Origin of the sequence: Pedobacter heparinus DSM 2366 (genome assembly GCF_000023825.1) — a bacterium.
In the GTDB taxonomy this organism is placed as follows: Bacteria; Bacteroidota; Bacteroidia; order Sphingobacteriales; family Sphingobacteriaceae; genus Pedobacter; species Pedobacter heparinus.
In genome coordinates, this window is sequence record NC_013061.1 from 482,585 (window position 1) to 499,162 (window position 16,578).

Sequence of the window (16,578 nt, forward strand, 5' to 3'; positions counted from 1 at the left end):
TCATAACCATTAAAAAGAAATCAATCATTATAAACTCATGAAAATCGCATTAGCACAGCTCAACTATCATATCGGTAACTTCGAATACAATACCCATAAAATCATTGACCATATTGAGCAGGCCAAAATCCAGGGGGTTGATCTTATTGTATTTGCCGAGTTGGCTGTATGTGGTTACCCCCCGCGTGATTTTCTTGAATTTGATGAGTTTATTGAACTTTGTGAAAAGTCGGCCCAGCAAATAGCGGAGCACTGTAAGGGCATAGCCTGTATTGTAGGTCTGCCCGTTAAAAATGATGTACTTGCGGGTAAAGACCTGTATAATGCAGCTTATTTTATAGAAGATGGCCGTTTAAAAAGAGTAGTAAAAAAAGCATTGTTGCCCAACTACGATGTATTTGATGAATACCGCTATTTTGAACCCGCAAGTCATTTTGAATGTATCGATTTTCAAGGCATCAAAATAGCTGTTACCATCTGTGAGGATCTTTGGAACATCAACAACAATCCTTTATATATTGCTTCTCCAATGGATGAGCTGATCAGGCAAAAGCCCAAACTGATGATCAATATCGCAGCCTCTCCATTTTCTTATTGTCATGATGAGGAAAGGGTTGTGGTACTGTCAGACAATGCCAGGAAATACAATTTGCCATTGCTGTATGTAAACCAGGTAGGTGCACAGACAGAGATCATTTTTGACGGAGGCTCTCTGGCTTTCGATGCCAAAGGCAACCTGATCGACGAGATGCCTTATTTTAAGGAAGCCCTCCGCGTCTATGAATTTGAGGATAATAGGATTAAGGGCTATGTGCCCATGCAACACCAGGCCATTCCTGACATAGAACAGATTCACCAAGCACTGGTAATGGGCATTAAAGATTATTTTGCCAAATCAGGTTTTAGCAAAGCTGTTTTGGGTTTGTCCGGTGGTATCGATTCTGCTATAGTTTGTGCACTGGCCTGCCGTGCCCTGGGGCCGGAAAATGTAATGGCTGTACTGATGCCCTCAAAATATTCTTCAGACCATTCTATCCAGGATGCCTTAGATCTGGTGAAAAACATTGGCTGTGAGCATGAGGTCATTCCTATAAAAGAAGCTGCTGATGCGTTCGACAATATGATGGCCCCCGCTTTTAAGGACCTTCCATTTAACCTTACCGAAGAAAATATCCAGGCCAGGTGCAGGGGTATCGTCGTTATGGCCATGTCCAATAAGTTCGGCTATATTTTGTTAAATACATCCAATAAAAGTGAATGTGCTGTGGGGTATGGCACATTATACGGCGATATGTGCGGTGCTATCGGGGTAATTGGCGACGTGTACAAAACACAGGTTTATCAGCTGGCCAATTATATCAATAAAGACGGCATTGTAATCCCCGAAAACTCTATTGTTAAGCCACCTTCAGCAGAACTCAGACCAGGCCAGAAAGATTCTGATTCATTGCCCGACTACGATATCCTTGATAAAATCCTGTTCCAGTATATTGAACAGAAACAAAGCTCATCTGCTATTATTGCACAAGGCTACGACGAAGGGTTGGTCAGGCGGATCATCAAAATGGTAAATACAGCTGAGTTTAAACGTTACCAGACCCCACCAATCCTGCGTGTTTCACCTAAGGCATTTGGCATGGGCCGAAGAATGCCAATTGTAGGTAAATACCTTTCCTAGCCTGCTTTTTTTATCCACTTTTTATATGGAATAATAAGGGCCAGTAAAAGTGCGACAACACATAAAACTTTGGCAATCACATCACCTGTTTTGGTGTAAAGGGTAAGCTCGTCATTTAAATTGATGTCGGCCTTAAGCGCAGTCCTTGTCCACCATCCAGCTTGTTTAATTATATCCCCTTTCTGGTTAATGAAACAGGAAATTCCCGTGTTGGCCGACCGGACCACATACCTGCGGTTTTCTATGGCCCTTAATCTGGCATACATCAGGTGCTGGTCTTTTCCCGAAGTATTGCCCCACCATCCATCATTAGTTAGGATGGCAATAAACTGGGCTCCGTTTTTAACGGCCTGGCCAATCCAATCGCCCCAGATAGATTCATAACAGATCACCGGTGCCACGCCAATTCCGCTGTAAGCATAAAACACACCCGGCTCTTTTTGCGAGCCATAACCACCCACCGTACCGCCAAAGCCTTCAAAAACAGGGGCCAGTACAGCCAGTGCTGTAGGGAAAGGCATTTTTTCTACGCCGGGAACCAGTTTAGACTTATGGTAAAACTGTACATTGGCAGAATTTTCTATTTGTATGGCACCATTAAAAACATCAACATAATCGTTGTTGTACTTTCTGGCCGATAAGGTTTGCTGATCCGGATAAAACTTTATACTCTCTATGCCGGTAATCAAAGTGCCGTTCTTATATTTCTCCAGAAAGCGCTGTGCGGTCATGAAATCGGCATCACTACGGATCCTGTCCTCGTCTACCCTGCTTGGTATGGCTGTTTCCGGCCATATGAAATATTCCGTGTTGGGTTGTGCTACCGAATCAGAAAGCCGGGTAAGTATCGCTAACTGCTCAGCTGAAGAAAGTCCTCCGAATTTTAAATAAGGGTCTATATTGGGTTGTACAGCTACCACATTTACAGGAACTTCCTTTTCCTTATACTGGCTGTATTTTGTCAGCGATAAACCCGCAGGTAACAAAATAAACAGGGCCCAGCCTAAAACAGGCCTTAACCTGGTGTAACCTTTAGACACCGTTTTAAATTTCTTATAAGCTTCAAAAGCTAAAATATTGCTCAGCAATATCCATACAGAGCCTCCGTAAACACCAGTATATTCATACCACTGTGCCAGCTGGTGCATACCAGATAAGCCATTTCCCAGTGTCATCCATGGAAAAGCCAGGTCCCAGCTCTGGTGCAGGTATTCCATGGCAACATAAAAAGAAAGCAGGCCCAGGTAAGCAATGTTTTTACTGGCCACCCTGCTTAGCCGGTAATACAACCAAAAGGCAAAAGTCATTAGTAAAGCCCCCAGTCCAAAGGGGATGAGCGACACAAACGCAGCTACCACCGCATTGTTAACGGCACTAATGGCATTGTAAACCCAGTAAATACTGGCGGTATTCCAAACTAAAAAAGTTAATCCAGCCGTCAGGAATATCTTTTTACCTGTTTTCCCTTCTGCCTTAAGCATCAGCTTATCCAATGCAATCAATAAAGGAACCAGCCCAACTAACAACAGCGGGGTAGTATAAGGGATAGGTGGCCAGGCCAGCCACATTAAAAATGCACTTAACAGGGCCAACAGGGCAGTGTTTCCAGATTTCATCAACCGCCGCTTATAAACTGTCTAAAATATCCGCTTTTTTTGCTTCATATTCTTCCTGTGTAATCAGGTGTTTATCATATAAGCTCTTCAGTTTTCTTAATTTTAAAGTGGTTTCGTCTTCCGGTTCTTCCACAGGGGCAGAAGGTTGCGAAAATAAGGCATGAGACACCTCATCTGCTACAGGCTCAGCAGGAACAGTATTTACCGTAACCGGTGAAGTTGAAGACCGTCTGTCCTCCAGCTCTGCTTGTCTTAACTGCTCTTTAAAAGCTTCCAGCTGTTCATAAGCCGCCTGATATAATTTACGGGCCTGCGCTTTAGGTATATACTCTGTAATGATATTTTCACCATGTAGAGGCACACAAATAAATTTAGAACCAAAAATTTCTTCTTTAAAAGAGACCTCTTTAATGCTTTTCCAGGAAATGTCCTTAAAATTCATGGTGATGCCAAAATTGCCCGGCTCACAATAAAAAATACGTTTGTTACTTACCGCAATACAATCAGGAAGCAAATTTACAGCCGGTTTCTTCTGTACTGCCATATAAATCAGTTCCTCATTGCTGGTTAGCATGTCATTTAGTTTTCCTAAAACCTTTTCAACGGCCTTCGGATCCTGTTCGTCACTTAAAAATCTATCTATTAAAATCATGTTGTTGCTTTATAATAATTCTTTATACCCATCAAAAATTGAACCCAATTAATCCCGTTCATCTTTATATTTATTCTTCTTCTTCACCGGCTCTTCGGCTCCGGCCACACAAATTACGAATTCCCCCTTTAATATATTGTTTTCAAAATGTGATTTTATTCCGGCCAGGGTACCTCTTACGGTTTCTTCATATAGTTTGGTCAGCTCCCGGCTTACCGAAGCCTGTCGCTCAGGTCCCATATAGTTTATAAATTCTTCAAGTGTTTTTAACAGGCGGTGCGGACTTTCATAAAGTACAATTGTGCGTTCCTCTTCCGCCAGTTTTTTCAGGCGCGTCTGCCTTCCTTTCTTTACCGGCAAAAAGCCTTCAAAAACAAAAGCATCAGATGGCAATCCTGAATTCACCAATGCCGGTACAAAGGCCGTAGCGCCAGGTAAACATTCTACCTGCAGCTCGTTTTTTAAAGTTTCCCTTACCAGGAAAAACCCAGGGTCTGATATTGCCGGCGTTCCTGCATCAGAAATCAGGGCCACATTTTTGCCCTCTTTCAAAAAGCGGATAATCTCGGCAGTTGCCTGGTGCTCATTGTGTTGGTGATGTGAGTAGGCCTTTTTATCAATTCCAAAATGCTTTAATAAAGGTGCGCTGGTCCTGGTGTCCTCTGCCAGGATCACATCAGCTTCTTTTAAAATTCGGATGGCCCTCAAGGTCATGTCCTCCAGGTTGCCGATTGGGGTTGGCACTAGAAAAAGTTTTCCTGTTGTCATTTTTAAAGCTTAACTCTACTATCTTTGTCTAAAAAATAAATAATGCTGCAAGTTAACTATATCCGCGAAAACAGAGAGAAAGTTTTAGCAGGCTTAAACCTGAGAAACTTTAAACAACCAGAGCTGGTTGATGAGATTATTAAAACTGACGAAGAAAGAAGACAATTTCAAACTTCATTGGATAACCTCTCTGCTGTTGCAAATTCGAGTGCCAAACAGATTGGTGAGCTGATGCGCAATGGGAAAAAGGACGAAGCTGAAGTACTTAAAGCAGAAACAACAGCCAATAAAGAGCAGATCAAGACCCTGTCCGATGAACTGGCAGCAGCTGAAAGCAAACTGCACAACCTGCTCGTACAATTACCCAACCTGCCATACCATCTGGTAAAAGCAGGAAGTACGCCTGAAGAAAATGAAGTGGTGTATGTGCATGGCGCACCTGCAGCCATTACAGAAACTGCGTTGCCGCACTGGGAGCTGACCTCAAAGTACGATATTATAGACTTTGAACTGGGTACCAAGATTGCAGGTGCAGGATTCCCGGTTTATAAAGGTAAGGGCGCACGCTTACAGCGCGCATTGATCAATTTCTTTTTAGACCATTCTACTGCAGAAGGGTATCGGGAAATGCAGGTGCCCCACCTTGTAAATGAAGCTTCAGGCTTTGGAACCGGGCAATTGCCAGATAAAGAGGGACAAATGTACCATGTTGGTATCGATAACCTGTACCTGATTCCTACAGCAGAAGTACCGGTTACCAACCTTTACAGGGATGTCATTTTAAAAGAAGAAGAACTGCCGGTAAAAAACACAGGTTATACACCATGTTTTCGTCGCGAGGCAGGATCTTACGGTGCACATGTCCGCGGCCTAAACAGGTTGCACCAGTTCGATAAAGTAGAGATCGTACAGATTGTTCATCCTGAAGCATCTTATGAAGTACTCGAACAAATGAGCGCTTATGTACAGACCCTGTTGCAAAAACTAGGCTTACATTACCGTGTGTTGCGCCTATGTGCGGGCGATATGGGCTTTACTGCAGCCATGACCTATGATATGGAAGTATGGAGCGCTGCCCAGCAACGCTGGCTGGAAGTATCTTCTGTATCTAACTTTGAAACCTACCAGAGCAACAGACTTAAATTACGTTTTAAAGGTGCAACAGGAAAAACACAACTGGCCCATACTTTAAATGGTAGTGCTTTGGCGCTACCACGTATTGTTGCAGCCATTCTGGAAAACAATCAGACAGCTAAGGGAATTAAAATTCCAGAAGTACTGGTTCCCTATACAGGCTTTGAATACATTGATTAAAACATAAAAAGCTTCCCGGAAGGGAAGCTTTTTGTTTCTAACAGGTAGATGTTAGCTTGTTTATATATATGGGTAGTTAATAATACTATAGAATAAGGATCAGCAATAAAATAATAATGATGATTGCACCTACAGAAAGGTAAACACCACCACTCATTGCACGTGCCTGCGTTTTTAATTCTTTCAACTCTTTACGGAGTTCTTTTTTCTCCGACCTGGATAAATGTGACTTATCCATATCCCTGATCTCTTCAACACGGGTTTTAATCCTTTCCAGCTGAACTTTTTGCTCAGCAGTCATTTCTGTATTGGCCTTATTGTTTTTATCTGCAGCTGAAACAGTATTAGCCGTTGCAGTCAGTGTAAAAATGAGTACCAGTGCGTAAATTAATTTTTTCATAATCTTCATTTTTTTTGGTTTAATTGCATGCCGCTGTTATCTGTATTACAACAACAATCTTTAAATAACAAAAAACCTACCAAACTTAATTGATAGGTTTTTTTAATCATTTTTTATTAAAACTGTATACAGTTCTGGTCAGAATTAAATTTATTTGATCTCAAATACTACATTCATCACATAGTTCAGTTTTATTTTCTTAAAATCGATCTCTGCTGCACCTGCACCAGCCATATCTGCACTTTCAGCTTTCATCATTACATTAGAAGCACGGTACATGGCCTGAGGATAAACCTGGTTTTCAATTTCCTGAATATCCAGGGCACTGCCCAGTTTATCACCAATTGCTTCTACCAGATACGTTGCTTTTGCTTTAGCAGCCTGTAAGGCCTTAATTTTAAGCTCCTGTTTTAAGCTGCTGATCTTTGAATAATCGTAGCTGTCTATATTGGTATACGCTACGCCTTTGGCATCAATTGCACCGATAATCGCATTCCATTTATTCAGATCGTTCACCTTTAAGCGGTACTGTTTGCTGGCCAGGTAATCCGGATTTTTTTTCTTTTCTGTAATGGTCGTATAGCTCGACAGGTTATTGATCGTTAGGTTTTCTTTCTCCAGTCCGGCTTTCTGAACCGCACTAAACAGTTCATTTTCCAGTGTAGTAATGTCAACTTTTTTCTTGCTGTTGCCATCTTTCAGGTATTCCTTTAAAGAAATGCTGATGTAAATGATATCTGGGGTAACTTCGGTTTCTGCAGACCCGCTAACACTGATCTTTTTACGCAGGTCTACTTGTTGGGCCATAGCACTAACACTAAACAGGGCAACAATGGCAAGGCTTAATAACTTTTTCATAATGTAAATTTTTCTTTTGTGTATTTGATATATAGATGAAACTTTCATACCAATTCCATATCTATACGCATAATATTTACCAATTATTCTTCAACCATCTCATTATTAGGCCCAATTTCTTCAACTACTTCTTCCTTGAAATAAGATTTCTGGAATACAAGTATGAGAATCACGCCGACAGATATGGCTGCATCAGCAATGTTAAATACAGGTCTGAAAAATATAAAATCTTCACCGCCCCAAACAGGCACCCATTTAGGGAAAACACCTTCAATCAGCGGGAAGTAGAACATGTCTACTACACGACCATGAAACAAACTGGCATAACCATATATTTTACCATATAATACCGAATCGATGATATTTCCAAGCGCCCCGGCAAAAATCAATGCTACATTCAGGATCAGTCCCCTGTGGTATTTCCGCTGGATCAGATAGTGCAGGCCATAACCAATTCCCGCAACAGCAGCAATCCTGAATAACGACAAAGCCAGCTTGCCAAATTCACCTCCAAATTCTAAACCAAAGGCCATTCCGTTGTTTTCTGTAAAATGGATAATGAACCAGTTCCCAATGATCTTGAATTCCTGACCAAGATACATATTGGTTTTTATCCAGGTCTTTAAAAGCTGATCTGCAAGTAAAACAAAGAAGATAACTAATAAAGGTTTTGTATAGCCTTTCATTACGACTGCTTCAGTTTAGCTTCCATACTTAAAGTGGCATGTGGAACAGCGCGTAAACGTTCCTTTTGGATCAGTTTACCGGTTTCCCTGCAAATGCCGTAAGTTTTGTTTTCAATGCGCACCAATGCTGCCTCTAAATTTTCAATGAACTTTTTCTGACGGGCTGCCAGTTGGTTCAATTGCTCTTTTTCCAATGTTGCCGAACCATCTTCCAATGTTTTATAAGTACCAGAAGTGTCCTCAGTTCCGTTAGAGTTAGGGCTGCTCAATGAGTTGGTCAGGTCAAGAAATTCTTCTCTTGCCATTCTCAATTTCTCTAGGATCAATTCTTTAAATTCCTGTAATTCACTGTCAGAATACCTTGTTTTCTCTTTTTCCATAATAATTATTGTTGTGCAATCAAAATTTGTAGTTCAACCTCATCGATTACTATTTTGTTTCCGTTATCTAAAGTTTCCGTTAAGTTAATGTTATCCGCCAAAATTTCAGCGCAAATGTATGTTTTATTTTGTGCTACTGCTTCGTTTACCAGGTTATGATTTTGTAAAGTCACCGTAATTCTGTCTGTCACCTCGTAACCCAATTCTTTTCTTAAGTTCTGGATCCTGTTGATCAGCTCCCGCGATAAGCCTTCCTGTTTTAGCGCTTCAGTGATCGAAACGTCAAGTGCAACCGTTAAACTGCCCATATTGGTTACCTGCCATCCCGGAATGTCCTCTGCAATAATTTCCACATCGCCAAGCTCAATCACATAATCCGTGCCGCTAACCAGATATTTGCCTGTGTTTTCAAAATTTGCCAGCTCTTCCTGGTTCATATTGCTTACCCGTTCGGCAACCATTTTCATGTCTTTGCCAACCTTAGGCCCCAATGCTTTAAAATTAGGTTTTATTTTTTTCTTGATAAAGCCCGCAGTATCAGTGATGTACTCAATCCCTTTGATATTGGTTTCCGATAAGATGAGTTCTTTTACCAGCTCTACCCTTGCCGCAAATTTGTTGTCCAGTACGGGGATTAAAATTTTTGCCAAAGGCTGGCGCACATTGATGCCTGTTTTTTTGCGGAGCGACAATACCATGGAAGAAATGTCCTGCGCAAGCTGCATCCTTTCGTTCAGTTCAGTGTCAATTAATGTCGCATCAGCTTCTTTCCACAAAGCAAGGTGGATAGATTCTGCTGCATTGTTTTCTGTAGCCGAAAGGTTTCTATACAGCCAGTCTGCAAAGAACGGTGCCACCGGTGCCATCATTTGCGCTACACTGATCAGGCAGGTATACAGCGTTTCATAAGCTGCTTTTTTATCTGCAGTCATTTCGCCTTTCCAGAAACGACGGCGCGATAAGCGGATGTACCAATTGCTCAGGTGCTCATCCACAAAAGCCTGAATGGCCCTGGTTGCTTTGGTAGGTTCGTAGCTGTTATAGCTTTCGTCAACCTCTGCAATCAATGTCTGTAATAAAGATAAGATCCAGCGGTCAAGCTCGCTGCGTTCTGCCACCGGGGTAAGGTTATCCTGGTCAATTTCAAACTTGTCAATATTTGCATACAGGGCAAAAAAGGCATATGTATTGTAAAGTGTACCAAAAAACTTACGGCGGATCTCGGCAATCCCTTCTATGTCAAACTTCAGGTTGTCCCAGGGGTTTGCATTACTGATCATGTACCAGCGTGTGGCATCAGGACCGTATTCTTCCAGGGTTTTAAACGGATCGGCAGCATTGCCCAGGCGTTTAGACATTTTTTGTCCGTTTTTGTCCAGCACCAATCCGTTCGACACTACATTTTTATAGGCAACTTTATCAAAAACCAATGCGCCTATGGCATGTAAGGTATAAAACCAGCCACGGGTCTGGTCAACACCCTCTGCAATAAAATCAGCGGGGAAATCCGTGCCACTGTCAACTTTATCTTTATTTTCAAACGGATAATGCCATTGTGCATAAGGCATGGCGCCGCTGTCAAACCATACGTCGATCAGGTCACTTTCGCGTTTCATCGGTTTTCCTGAAGCAGAAACCAGTACAATCTCGTCTACCACATTTTTATGCAGGTCAACCAGCTCATAATTTTCTTCTGTCATGTTCCCGATCTCAAATCCTTTAAAAGGATTTTCCTTCATGAAGCCTGATGCAACAGACAGCTCCATGGCCTGGTACAATTCTTCAACCGAGCCAATGATCACCTCCTCCTTCTTGTCTTCAGTTCTCCAGATCGGTAGTGGGATCCCCCAATACCTGGAACGCGAGAGGTTCCAGTCGTTTGCATTTTTCAGCCAGTTCCCGAAACGGCCTTCACCTGTCGATTTTGGCTTCCAGTTGATGGTCTCGTTCAGTTCAAACATCCTGTCTTTCACATCTGTTACCTTAATGAACCAGGAATCCAGCGGATAATACAACAGCGGCTCATCAGTTCTCCAGCTGTGCGGGTAACTGTGTACGTATTTTTCAACCTTAAAGGCTTTATTCTCTTCTTTTAAGCGGATGGCAATTTCTACGTCTACCGATTTTTCCGGGGCCATACCAGCTTCGTAGTACTCATTTTTCACGTATTTCCCAGCCAGTTCGCCAACATGCGCAGTAAACTTGCCCTGTAAATCTACCAAAGGTACAGGTATCCCATTTTCATCCAATACCAGCATTGGAGGTACTTCAGGTACAGCTTCTTTTGCAACTTTCGCATCATCCGCGCCAAAAGTTGGGGCAGTGTGCACTATACCCGTTCCATCCTCGGTAGTCACAAAATCTCCGGAAATTACACGGAAAGCATTTTCAGGATTTTGGTAGGGCAGGGTATAAGGTAAAAGCTGTTCGTATTTAATCCCAACCAGGTCTTTACCTTTAAAACCTGCTAAAATCTGATAAGGTATTTTTTTGTCGCCTGTCGCAAAGTTGTCAAAATCTTCTGCAGCCTGGCTTTCAAAATAAAGCTTGCCAAATTGTTTGGCAACCAGGCCTTTGGCTATAATTACATTTACCGGAAGGAAAGTATACTGGTTAAAGGTTTTTACCAGTACATAATCGATTTTGGGTCCAACAGTAAGCGCCGTATTGGATGGCAATGTCCAGGGTGTCGTGGTCCAGGCCATCAGGTGGATGTCGCCAAACCCCCGTAAAAATACGGGTAATGTTTCAGGCAGTGCCTTAAACTGTGCAACAATAGTAGTGTCTGTTACATCACGGTAAGCGCCTGGCTGATTCACTTCATGTGAACTTAAACCTGTACCTGCTTTTGGCGAGTAAGGCTGGATGGTATAGCCTTTATACAGCAGGCCTTTATCATAGATCTGTTTTAAAAGCCACCATACAGACTCCATGTATTTCGACTTATAAGTTACATAAGGATCGCTCATGTCAACCCAATAGCCCATTTTCTCAGTCAGGTCGTTCCAAACATCCGTGTAACGCATCACCGTTTTTTTACAGGCTTCATTATAGGCTTCAATAGAAATGGTCTTGCCAATGTCTTCCTTGGTAATGCCCAGTTCTTTTTCTGTACCCAGTTCTACAGGTAATCCATGCGTATCCCAGCCTGCTTTTCTTTTTACCTGAAATCCTTTTTGTGTTTTGTACCGGCAAAAAATATCTTTAATGGCCCTGGCCATTACATGGTGAATGCCAGGCATTCCGTTGGCCGAAGGAGGGCCTTCATAAAAAGTAAAAGGGTTAGATTTTGATCTCGTTGAAATGCTTTTTTCAAAGATGTTTTCCGCTTTCCAAAAATCAAGTATCTCTTTGCCTATTTTGGCTAGTTCCAGTTGTTTAAATTCCCTATACATCAATCAAGTATCTCCAAAAATTAAGGATGCAAAGTTAAGGTTTTCAAATGAAAAATTGAAGTGTTTCTGATGTCCTTGTTTTATAACGTCTTAATTGTTTCTACGTTCAGCAAGAAGTATTTTAAACCCAGCAGAAAATTTAACGAGAGCCTGCAGTACATCTGAATCTAAAAGTACACCCTGACTGTCAAATTTGCCTTTAATACCCTTTATCAGCAATTGGGCATCTTCACTTAGTTTTGCGCCAAGGGTATGCATAATTAGTTGCAATTGTGCATGTCCCTGTTCCCCATTTGCTGATGCGGTAATTATGCCAACCGGTTTGTCTGTGAATACGGTTGTAGCGACACACCATTCCAGTAAGTTTTTTAGTCTGGCAGGTATACTGAAAATATATTCAGGCGTGCAGAACACGACACCATCTGCCAGTTCAATTTGCGATAGTATTGCAGCAACATTGGCAGGAAAAGATGAGGTTAACGAAGGATCAAAGTGCGGAAGGCTTTCCAAATCCTCCCAAATCCTGATCGTAAAATCCGGGACGGTAAGTTCCCCGAACATTGCCATCAGCCTGCTGCCCGAAGATTGCTTACCTGCACTTCCGATAATAACCAGTACATTCATTTTTAGATTATTTAGCTATCCGGTATTTATCCTGGTGTATTGTTTTGGAACTCTTTTGAAAGTTATAGGAATAAACTATTGGGATAATTATGATAAAACCAGTGACGTTTAAACAATTATCTAAATATTAATTCAAACTTCCAAATTGTCGCCATAAAAGATGACAGGATGCTATTCGGTGTTTACCGCACAGGGGCCTTGTTTCTGACATTGCTATATTTGCGTGCATTGATGGTATAAACGCCTGTTTTTTTTAAATTAGCAAACAATTGGAATGCTATGCAAAAAGAGATGACGGAACAGCAATGGTATGCTATAAACAATACCGACCAGTTGGATACACCAGCCCTGGTCGTTTACCTGGATAGGGTCAAAACAAATATTCAGCATGCTATCGATATCATTGCCGATCCAGCACGCTTAAGACCCCATGTTAAAACACATAAAACAAAGGAAGTTAGCCGTTTGCTAATGGATGCAGGCGTAAATAAATTTAAATGCGCCACTATTGCAGAAGCCGAAATGCTGGGAATGCTTGCTGCAAAAGATGTTTTACTGGCTTATCAGCCCTTTGGGCCTAAACTGGCCAGGCTGATCTCTTTGATCAGAAAATATCCGGATACCAGGTTCTCCTGCCTGATCGATAACCTTGAAACTGCAAAAAATATATCGGCTTTGGCCAGTTCCGAACAGTTAGAACTCCCTGTTTATATCGATCTGAATGTAGGAATGAACAGGACCGGCATCCAGCCGGATCATTGTGCCATACAGTTATTTGAGGATGCAGTTAAATTAAATGGCATTCAATTGCTTGGCCTTCATGCTTATGATGGGCACATACAGCAGGTCCCTGTTCAGGAAAGGGAAACCTTATGCGAAGAGATATTTTTGATGGTCGAATCCTTAAAACAGGAATTGGAAAAAAGAGGATACCAGCAGCTAAATATCATTATCGGGGGCTCCCCTGGTTTCCCGGTCTACGCCAAAAAGCCTGGTGTCGAATGTAGTCCCGGTACTTTTGTTTTTTGGGATAAAAGTTATCTGGATGACCTTTCTGAACAAGGCTTTCTTCCGGCTGCCCTGGTATTGAGCAGGGTCGTTTCCTTACCCGGCAGTACAAAAGTATGTATGGATCTGGGCCATAAATCTATCGCAGCTGAACGTGTTTTGTCGCAGCGGGGCTACTTTCTGAATGCTCCCGATTTTAAAGTTGAAAGCCAGAGTGAAGAACACCTGGTGCTCGACGCAGCTGAAAACCATCCCTGGAAAATTGGTGATCTTTTTTATGTCCTGCCCTATCATATTTGTCCAACCTGCGCCCTTTATGAAGCCGCAACACTGATTGAAGACAGGAAAGCCACCGCTAGCTGGAAGATCATTGCAAGGGACAGGAAAATATTTACATAAAGCCTGCTGTGGTGTTGCTTAATTTTTTTAAACGCATCATCCATATCCTGCCCAGTACAACCAGCTGAACAACAAAGATCGTAACTGCTACTATCAGCAATACATACTTACTGCCGGTAAAACGAATGTTATACGTAAAAAATAAAATAAAACCCGTCCAAAGAAATACCCTGGAAGCAACAGATGTAAGGGCATAAACTTTCAGCTTCAATAAATAATGCGCCAATGCTTTTTTAACTGAAAGGTCTGTCTCAAGGTACTTGGCCAGGCCATAGCCCATCAGGTTGTGAACAATTGAAAAAAGCACCCCTGCTATTAGCAGCAGGTTAATCAGCAAAGGTTTCTGCCCCCCATCAAACATGGTGTAATAAACCCCCAGAAAAAAAGACCAGCCCAATACCTCTATCGTTAACTGTTTCCTGATGCCCTTTAATACGGGATGATTGTTCTCCTTTAGCATAAAAAGGAGCTCGTCGGTTGTTTTTGCTGGTGCTGCTGCACGGTTCCAGGTAGATTTTAAATCGTCTAATTCCATGGTTTATAATTTTAAAAGTTTTTGAATCTTGTTTTTAATTCTGTTGAGCTTAACACCAACATAATTTTCATTAATGCCTGTTACTTCCGCAATCTGCTGGTAACTGAGTTCTTCAAAATAGAGGGTAATGATAGCCTTTTCACTCTCGTCCAGCTGTTTTAAGGCTGCAAATAAGCGCTCCTGCCTTAATGCCAGCTCTTCACTTTGCGGTTCTTCCAGTAAATCGGGTAAAGCAATAGTGTATTCAATTTCCGGTTTCTTTTTTCTGAAAGCGGCAATAGCAGTGTTCAAAGCTACACGATAGATCCAGGTACTTACTTTGGCTTCGCCTTTAAAAGAAGGGATCCCCCGCCATAGCTGATAGATGATCTCCTGGAACAGGTCTTCCTGATCTTCCGGGCTGTCACGGTAAAGCCTGCAAACCTTATGGATAATACCCTGGTGCCCATCAATTAATGTGAGGAACTGCTTTTCATCCATAACCTGCATTTTTATTAAAGATATCCATATCAATTGTTTTATCTATAAGTTGCAGAAAACAATGCTTCCTTACAGTTTGGTCAATAAATAAGATATTAAAACACTATTGGTTTGATTTTTGTTAATTATTCGGATCTAATCATACTTGCGCCATGATAAAAGTATTGAAACTTCAGAAAGCCGTATATGTCATTATTTTAGGCATTATCGGACTCATCGCATTTAAAATTATGGAACCCTCCAACTCTGCAGCCAGCGTTTGGGTGTTAAAGGTTTCGGGACTGTTGTTTTTAATAGGGGCCCTATGGTTTGTATACCCTATCCTGTTTGCTAAAAAAGTAAACGACGATGAGGTGCAGCTGGATCCGGAGAAACAACCTGAAACTACAGAGCCTGCTGCAACTACGAACAGGCCATAATCACCTGTTTTTATTAGGTATTCAGGGCTTTCCAGATCAGTTCATAAACGGCTGTAGCTTCCACATTTTCTGAATTTATGGCTTTGTCCGTAATTAAAACAGGATGAAATTCAACCGGGGTATTTATGCTGCCATGGGAACCCCTGATCAGCGTAGCATCCAGAGGGATCACATCCATCACATAGCGGAAACCGGCCTTTTTTCTTAACAGCTTATAAGCTGCACGGGGTTTGGAAGACATAAACATTTCAACCGGGTCATATCCGGGTTTTTTATGGATGTCCACACACCTTGCATAATCGGGTGCTTTTGCATCATCCAGCCAGAAATAATAGGTAAACCAGCTTCCCGGTTCTGCAACCAGTACAAAATCTCCTGCCCGCGGATGGTCCATTCCATGTGCTTTTTTGCCTGCGTCATCTAAAATTAAAGCAATACCCGGCGTTTTTTCAAGAAGGCTTTTAACCTGTACCCTTACCGATGGGTCATTAATGTACACATGTGCCACCTGATGGTCGGCTACAACAAAAGCCTTTGAAGCCCCGGCGTCCAGTAACTCCAGTCCACGCTCCACCCGTATCTGTAGCAGGCCGTTTTCCCGGAACACCCGGTTCAGGTGTACCGGTTTACTTACTGGCGTAATGCCATATTCGGAAAGTATCAGGATATGGGTATCCTGCTGCTCATAATATTGTACCAGGTTTTTCAGCACCTCATCTATTTCCCTGAGTTCTTTTCCGATCTGATCAAAATTGTGACTAAATTTTTGTAAACAATAATCAAGATGTGGCAGATAGATAAGGGTCAGGGTCGGGTCATACAGTTCATCTGTAATGAGTGCGGCATCGGCGATCCATTTTGAGGATTTAATGTTGGCACCAGGCCCCCAGAACTGAAATAAAGGGAATTGCCCCAGTTTCTCCTGCAAAATATCGCGCAGCTCGGCAGGTTCTGAATAACAGTCGGGCATTTTCCGTCCGTCGGCCAGGTAATTGGGCCTTGGGGTAACCGAATAATCGGCATTGGAATACATGTTATACCACCAGAACATATTGGAGCAGGTAAAGCCCGGGTTTTCTTTTTTTGCCCGGTCCCAGATCTTATCGGCCAGTACCAGTTTGTTGGATTGTTTCCAGAATTTGACCTCTGCATCGGCATGGTCGTACCAGCCATTGCCCACTATACCATGTGCTGAAGGTTGTTTACCTGTTAAATAGGTCGATTGCACCGCTGTAGTTACTGCTGGCAGCATGGGCGCAATAGCAGCAAGGCTTTTGTCCTGGATATACTTTTCCAGGAATGGGGTATATTTTCCAATCAGGTTTGCCGACAGGCCAACTACATCAATAACTACAGTTTTCTTCAT

At 42.2% G+C, this 16,578-nt stretch carries 16 protein-coding genes; 4 read left to right on the plus strand and 12 right to left on the minus strand.

Annotated features, from left to right (window positions below; translation table 11 throughout):
• Nucleotides 1–37 precede the first annotated feature (37 nt).
• Nucleotides 38–1,678, plus strand: coding sequence for an NAD+ synthase (locus PHEP_RS02050; protein WP_012780588.1), 1,641 nt, complete (start codon nucleotides 38–40; stop codon nucleotides 1,676–1,678).
• On the opposite strand, the gene lnt is transcribed toward PHEP_RS02050, so the two are convergent.
• Genes lnt through rsmI form a run of 3 tightly spaced genes read right to left on the minus strand, consistent with a single transcriptional unit; the run spans nucleotide 1,675 to nucleotide 4,714 of the window.
• Nucleotides 1,675–3,294 carry an apolipoprotein N-acyltransferase gene (lnt, locus tag PHEP_RS02055; protein ID WP_012780589.1) on the minus strand — a complete coding sequence of 540 codons (1,620 nt, stop codon included), beginning with the start codon at nucleotides 3,292–3,294 and terminating at the stop codon, nucleotides 1,675–1,677. The genes PHEP_RS02050 and lnt overlap by 4 nt on opposite strands.
• 10 nt (nucleotides 3,295–3,304) lie before the next feature.
• Nucleotides 3,305–3,946, minus strand: a complete 642-nt coding sequence (locus PHEP_RS02060) for a PH domain-containing protein (RefSeq protein ID WP_012780590.1) — start codon at nucleotides 3,944–3,946, stop codon at nucleotides 3,305–3,307.
• A 48-nt stretch (nucleotides 3,947–3,994) separates the two neighbouring features.
• On the minus strand, nucleotides 3,995–4,714 hold the full coding sequence (gene rsmI, locus PHEP_RS02065) for a 16S rRNA (cytidine(1402)-2'-O)-methyltransferase (protein WP_012780591.1): 720 nt from the start codon (nucleotides 4,712–4,714) through the stop codon (nucleotides 3,995–3,997).
• 42 nt (nucleotides 4,715–4,756) lie between these two features.
• On the opposite strand from rsmI, the gene serS reads away from it, so the two are divergent.
• Complete coding sequence (serS, locus tag PHEP_RS02070) at nucleotides 4,757–6,028, plus strand: serine--tRNA ligase (protein ID WP_012780592.1); 1,272 nt, start codon at nucleotides 4,757–4,759, stop codon at nucleotides 6,026–6,028.
• 85 nt (nucleotides 6,029–6,113) lie between these two features.
• Here the strand turns inward: serS and PHEP_RS02075 are convergent, their stop codons facing one another.
• The 6 genes from PHEP_RS02075 to PHEP_RS02100 form a co-directional block, all read right to left on the minus strand.
• Nucleotides 6,114–6,428 carry a hypothetical protein gene (locus PHEP_RS02075; protein WP_036675425.1) on the minus strand — a complete coding sequence of 105 codons (315 nt, stop codon included), beginning with the start codon at nucleotides 6,426–6,428 and terminating at the stop codon, nucleotides 6,114–6,116.
• Between the two features lie 150 nt (nucleotides 6,429–6,578).
• Complete coding sequence (locus PHEP_RS02080; protein ID WP_012780594.1) at nucleotides 6,579–7,286, minus strand: SIMPL domain-containing protein; 708 nt, start codon at nucleotides 7,284–7,286, stop codon at nucleotides 6,579–6,581.
• An 83-nt stretch (nucleotides 7,287–7,369) separates the two neighbouring features.
• Nucleotides 7,370–7,972: a lipoprotein signal peptidase gene (locus tag PHEP_RS02085; protein WP_012780595.1), complete on the minus strand. Its 603-nt coding sequence runs from the start codon at nucleotides 7,970–7,972 to the stop codon at nucleotides 7,370–7,372.
• Nucleotides 7,972–8,352: a TraR/DksA family transcriptional regulator gene (locus PHEP_RS02090; RefSeq protein WP_012780596.1), complete on the minus strand. Its 381-nt coding sequence runs from the start codon at nucleotides 8,350–8,352 to the stop codon at nucleotides 7,972–7,974. The genes PHEP_RS02085 and PHEP_RS02090 overlap by 1 nt, the downstream gene beginning before the upstream one ends.
• A gap of 5 nt (nucleotides 8,353–8,357) precedes the next feature.
• Nucleotides 8,358–11,747 carry an isoleucine--tRNA ligase gene (ileS, locus tag PHEP_RS02095; RefSeq protein ID WP_012780597.1) on the minus strand — a complete coding sequence of 1,130 codons (3,390 nt, stop codon included), beginning with the start codon at nucleotides 11,745–11,747 and terminating at the stop codon, nucleotides 8,358–8,360.
• Nucleotides 11,748–11,837: 90 nt separating this feature from the next.
• Nucleotides 11,838–12,371, minus strand: coding sequence for an NADPH-dependent FMN reductase (locus PHEP_RS02100; protein ID WP_012780598.1), 534 nt, complete (start codon nucleotides 12,369–12,371; stop codon nucleotides 11,838–11,840).
• Between the two features lie 279 nt (nucleotides 12,372–12,650).
• Here PHEP_RS02100 and PHEP_RS02105 point away from each other — a divergent pair, with 279 nt between their 5' ends.
• Entirely contained in the window at nucleotides 12,651–13,778 is a 1,128-nt protein-coding gene (locus PHEP_RS02105) for a D-TA family PLP-dependent enzyme (protein WP_012780599.1), read from the plus strand.
• Here the strand turns inward: PHEP_RS02105 and PHEP_RS02110 are convergent.
• A complete protein-coding gene (locus tag PHEP_RS02110) occupies nucleotides 13,771–14,313 on the minus strand; it encodes a hypothetical protein (protein ID WP_012780600.1) in 543 nt (180 codons plus the stop codon). The two genes, PHEP_RS02105 and PHEP_RS02110, sit on opposite strands and share 8 nt — an antisense overlap.
• A 3-nt stretch (nucleotides 14,314–14,316) precedes the next feature.
• A complete protein-coding gene (locus PHEP_RS02115) occupies nucleotides 14,317–14,793 on the minus strand; it encodes an RNA polymerase sigma factor (protein WP_036675429.1) in 477 nt (158 codons plus the stop codon).
• Nucleotides 14,794–14,945: 152 nt separating this feature from the next.
• Between PHEP_RS02115 and PHEP_RS02120 the strand changes: the two genes are divergently transcribed.
• Nucleotides 14,946–15,212 carry a hypothetical protein gene (locus PHEP_RS02120; RefSeq protein ID WP_012780602.1) on the plus strand — a complete coding sequence of 89 codons (267 nt, stop codon included), beginning with the start codon at nucleotides 14,946–14,948 and terminating at the stop codon, nucleotides 15,210–15,212.
• Nucleotides 15,213–15,225: 13 nt separating this feature from the next.
• Here PHEP_RS02120 and PHEP_RS02125 read toward each other — a convergent pair whose 3' ends face one another.
• On the minus strand, nucleotides 15,226–16,578 hold the full coding sequence (locus PHEP_RS02125; RefSeq protein ID WP_012780603.1) for an alkaline phosphatase family protein: 1,353 nt from the start codon (nucleotides 16,576–16,578) through the stop codon (nucleotides 15,226–15,228).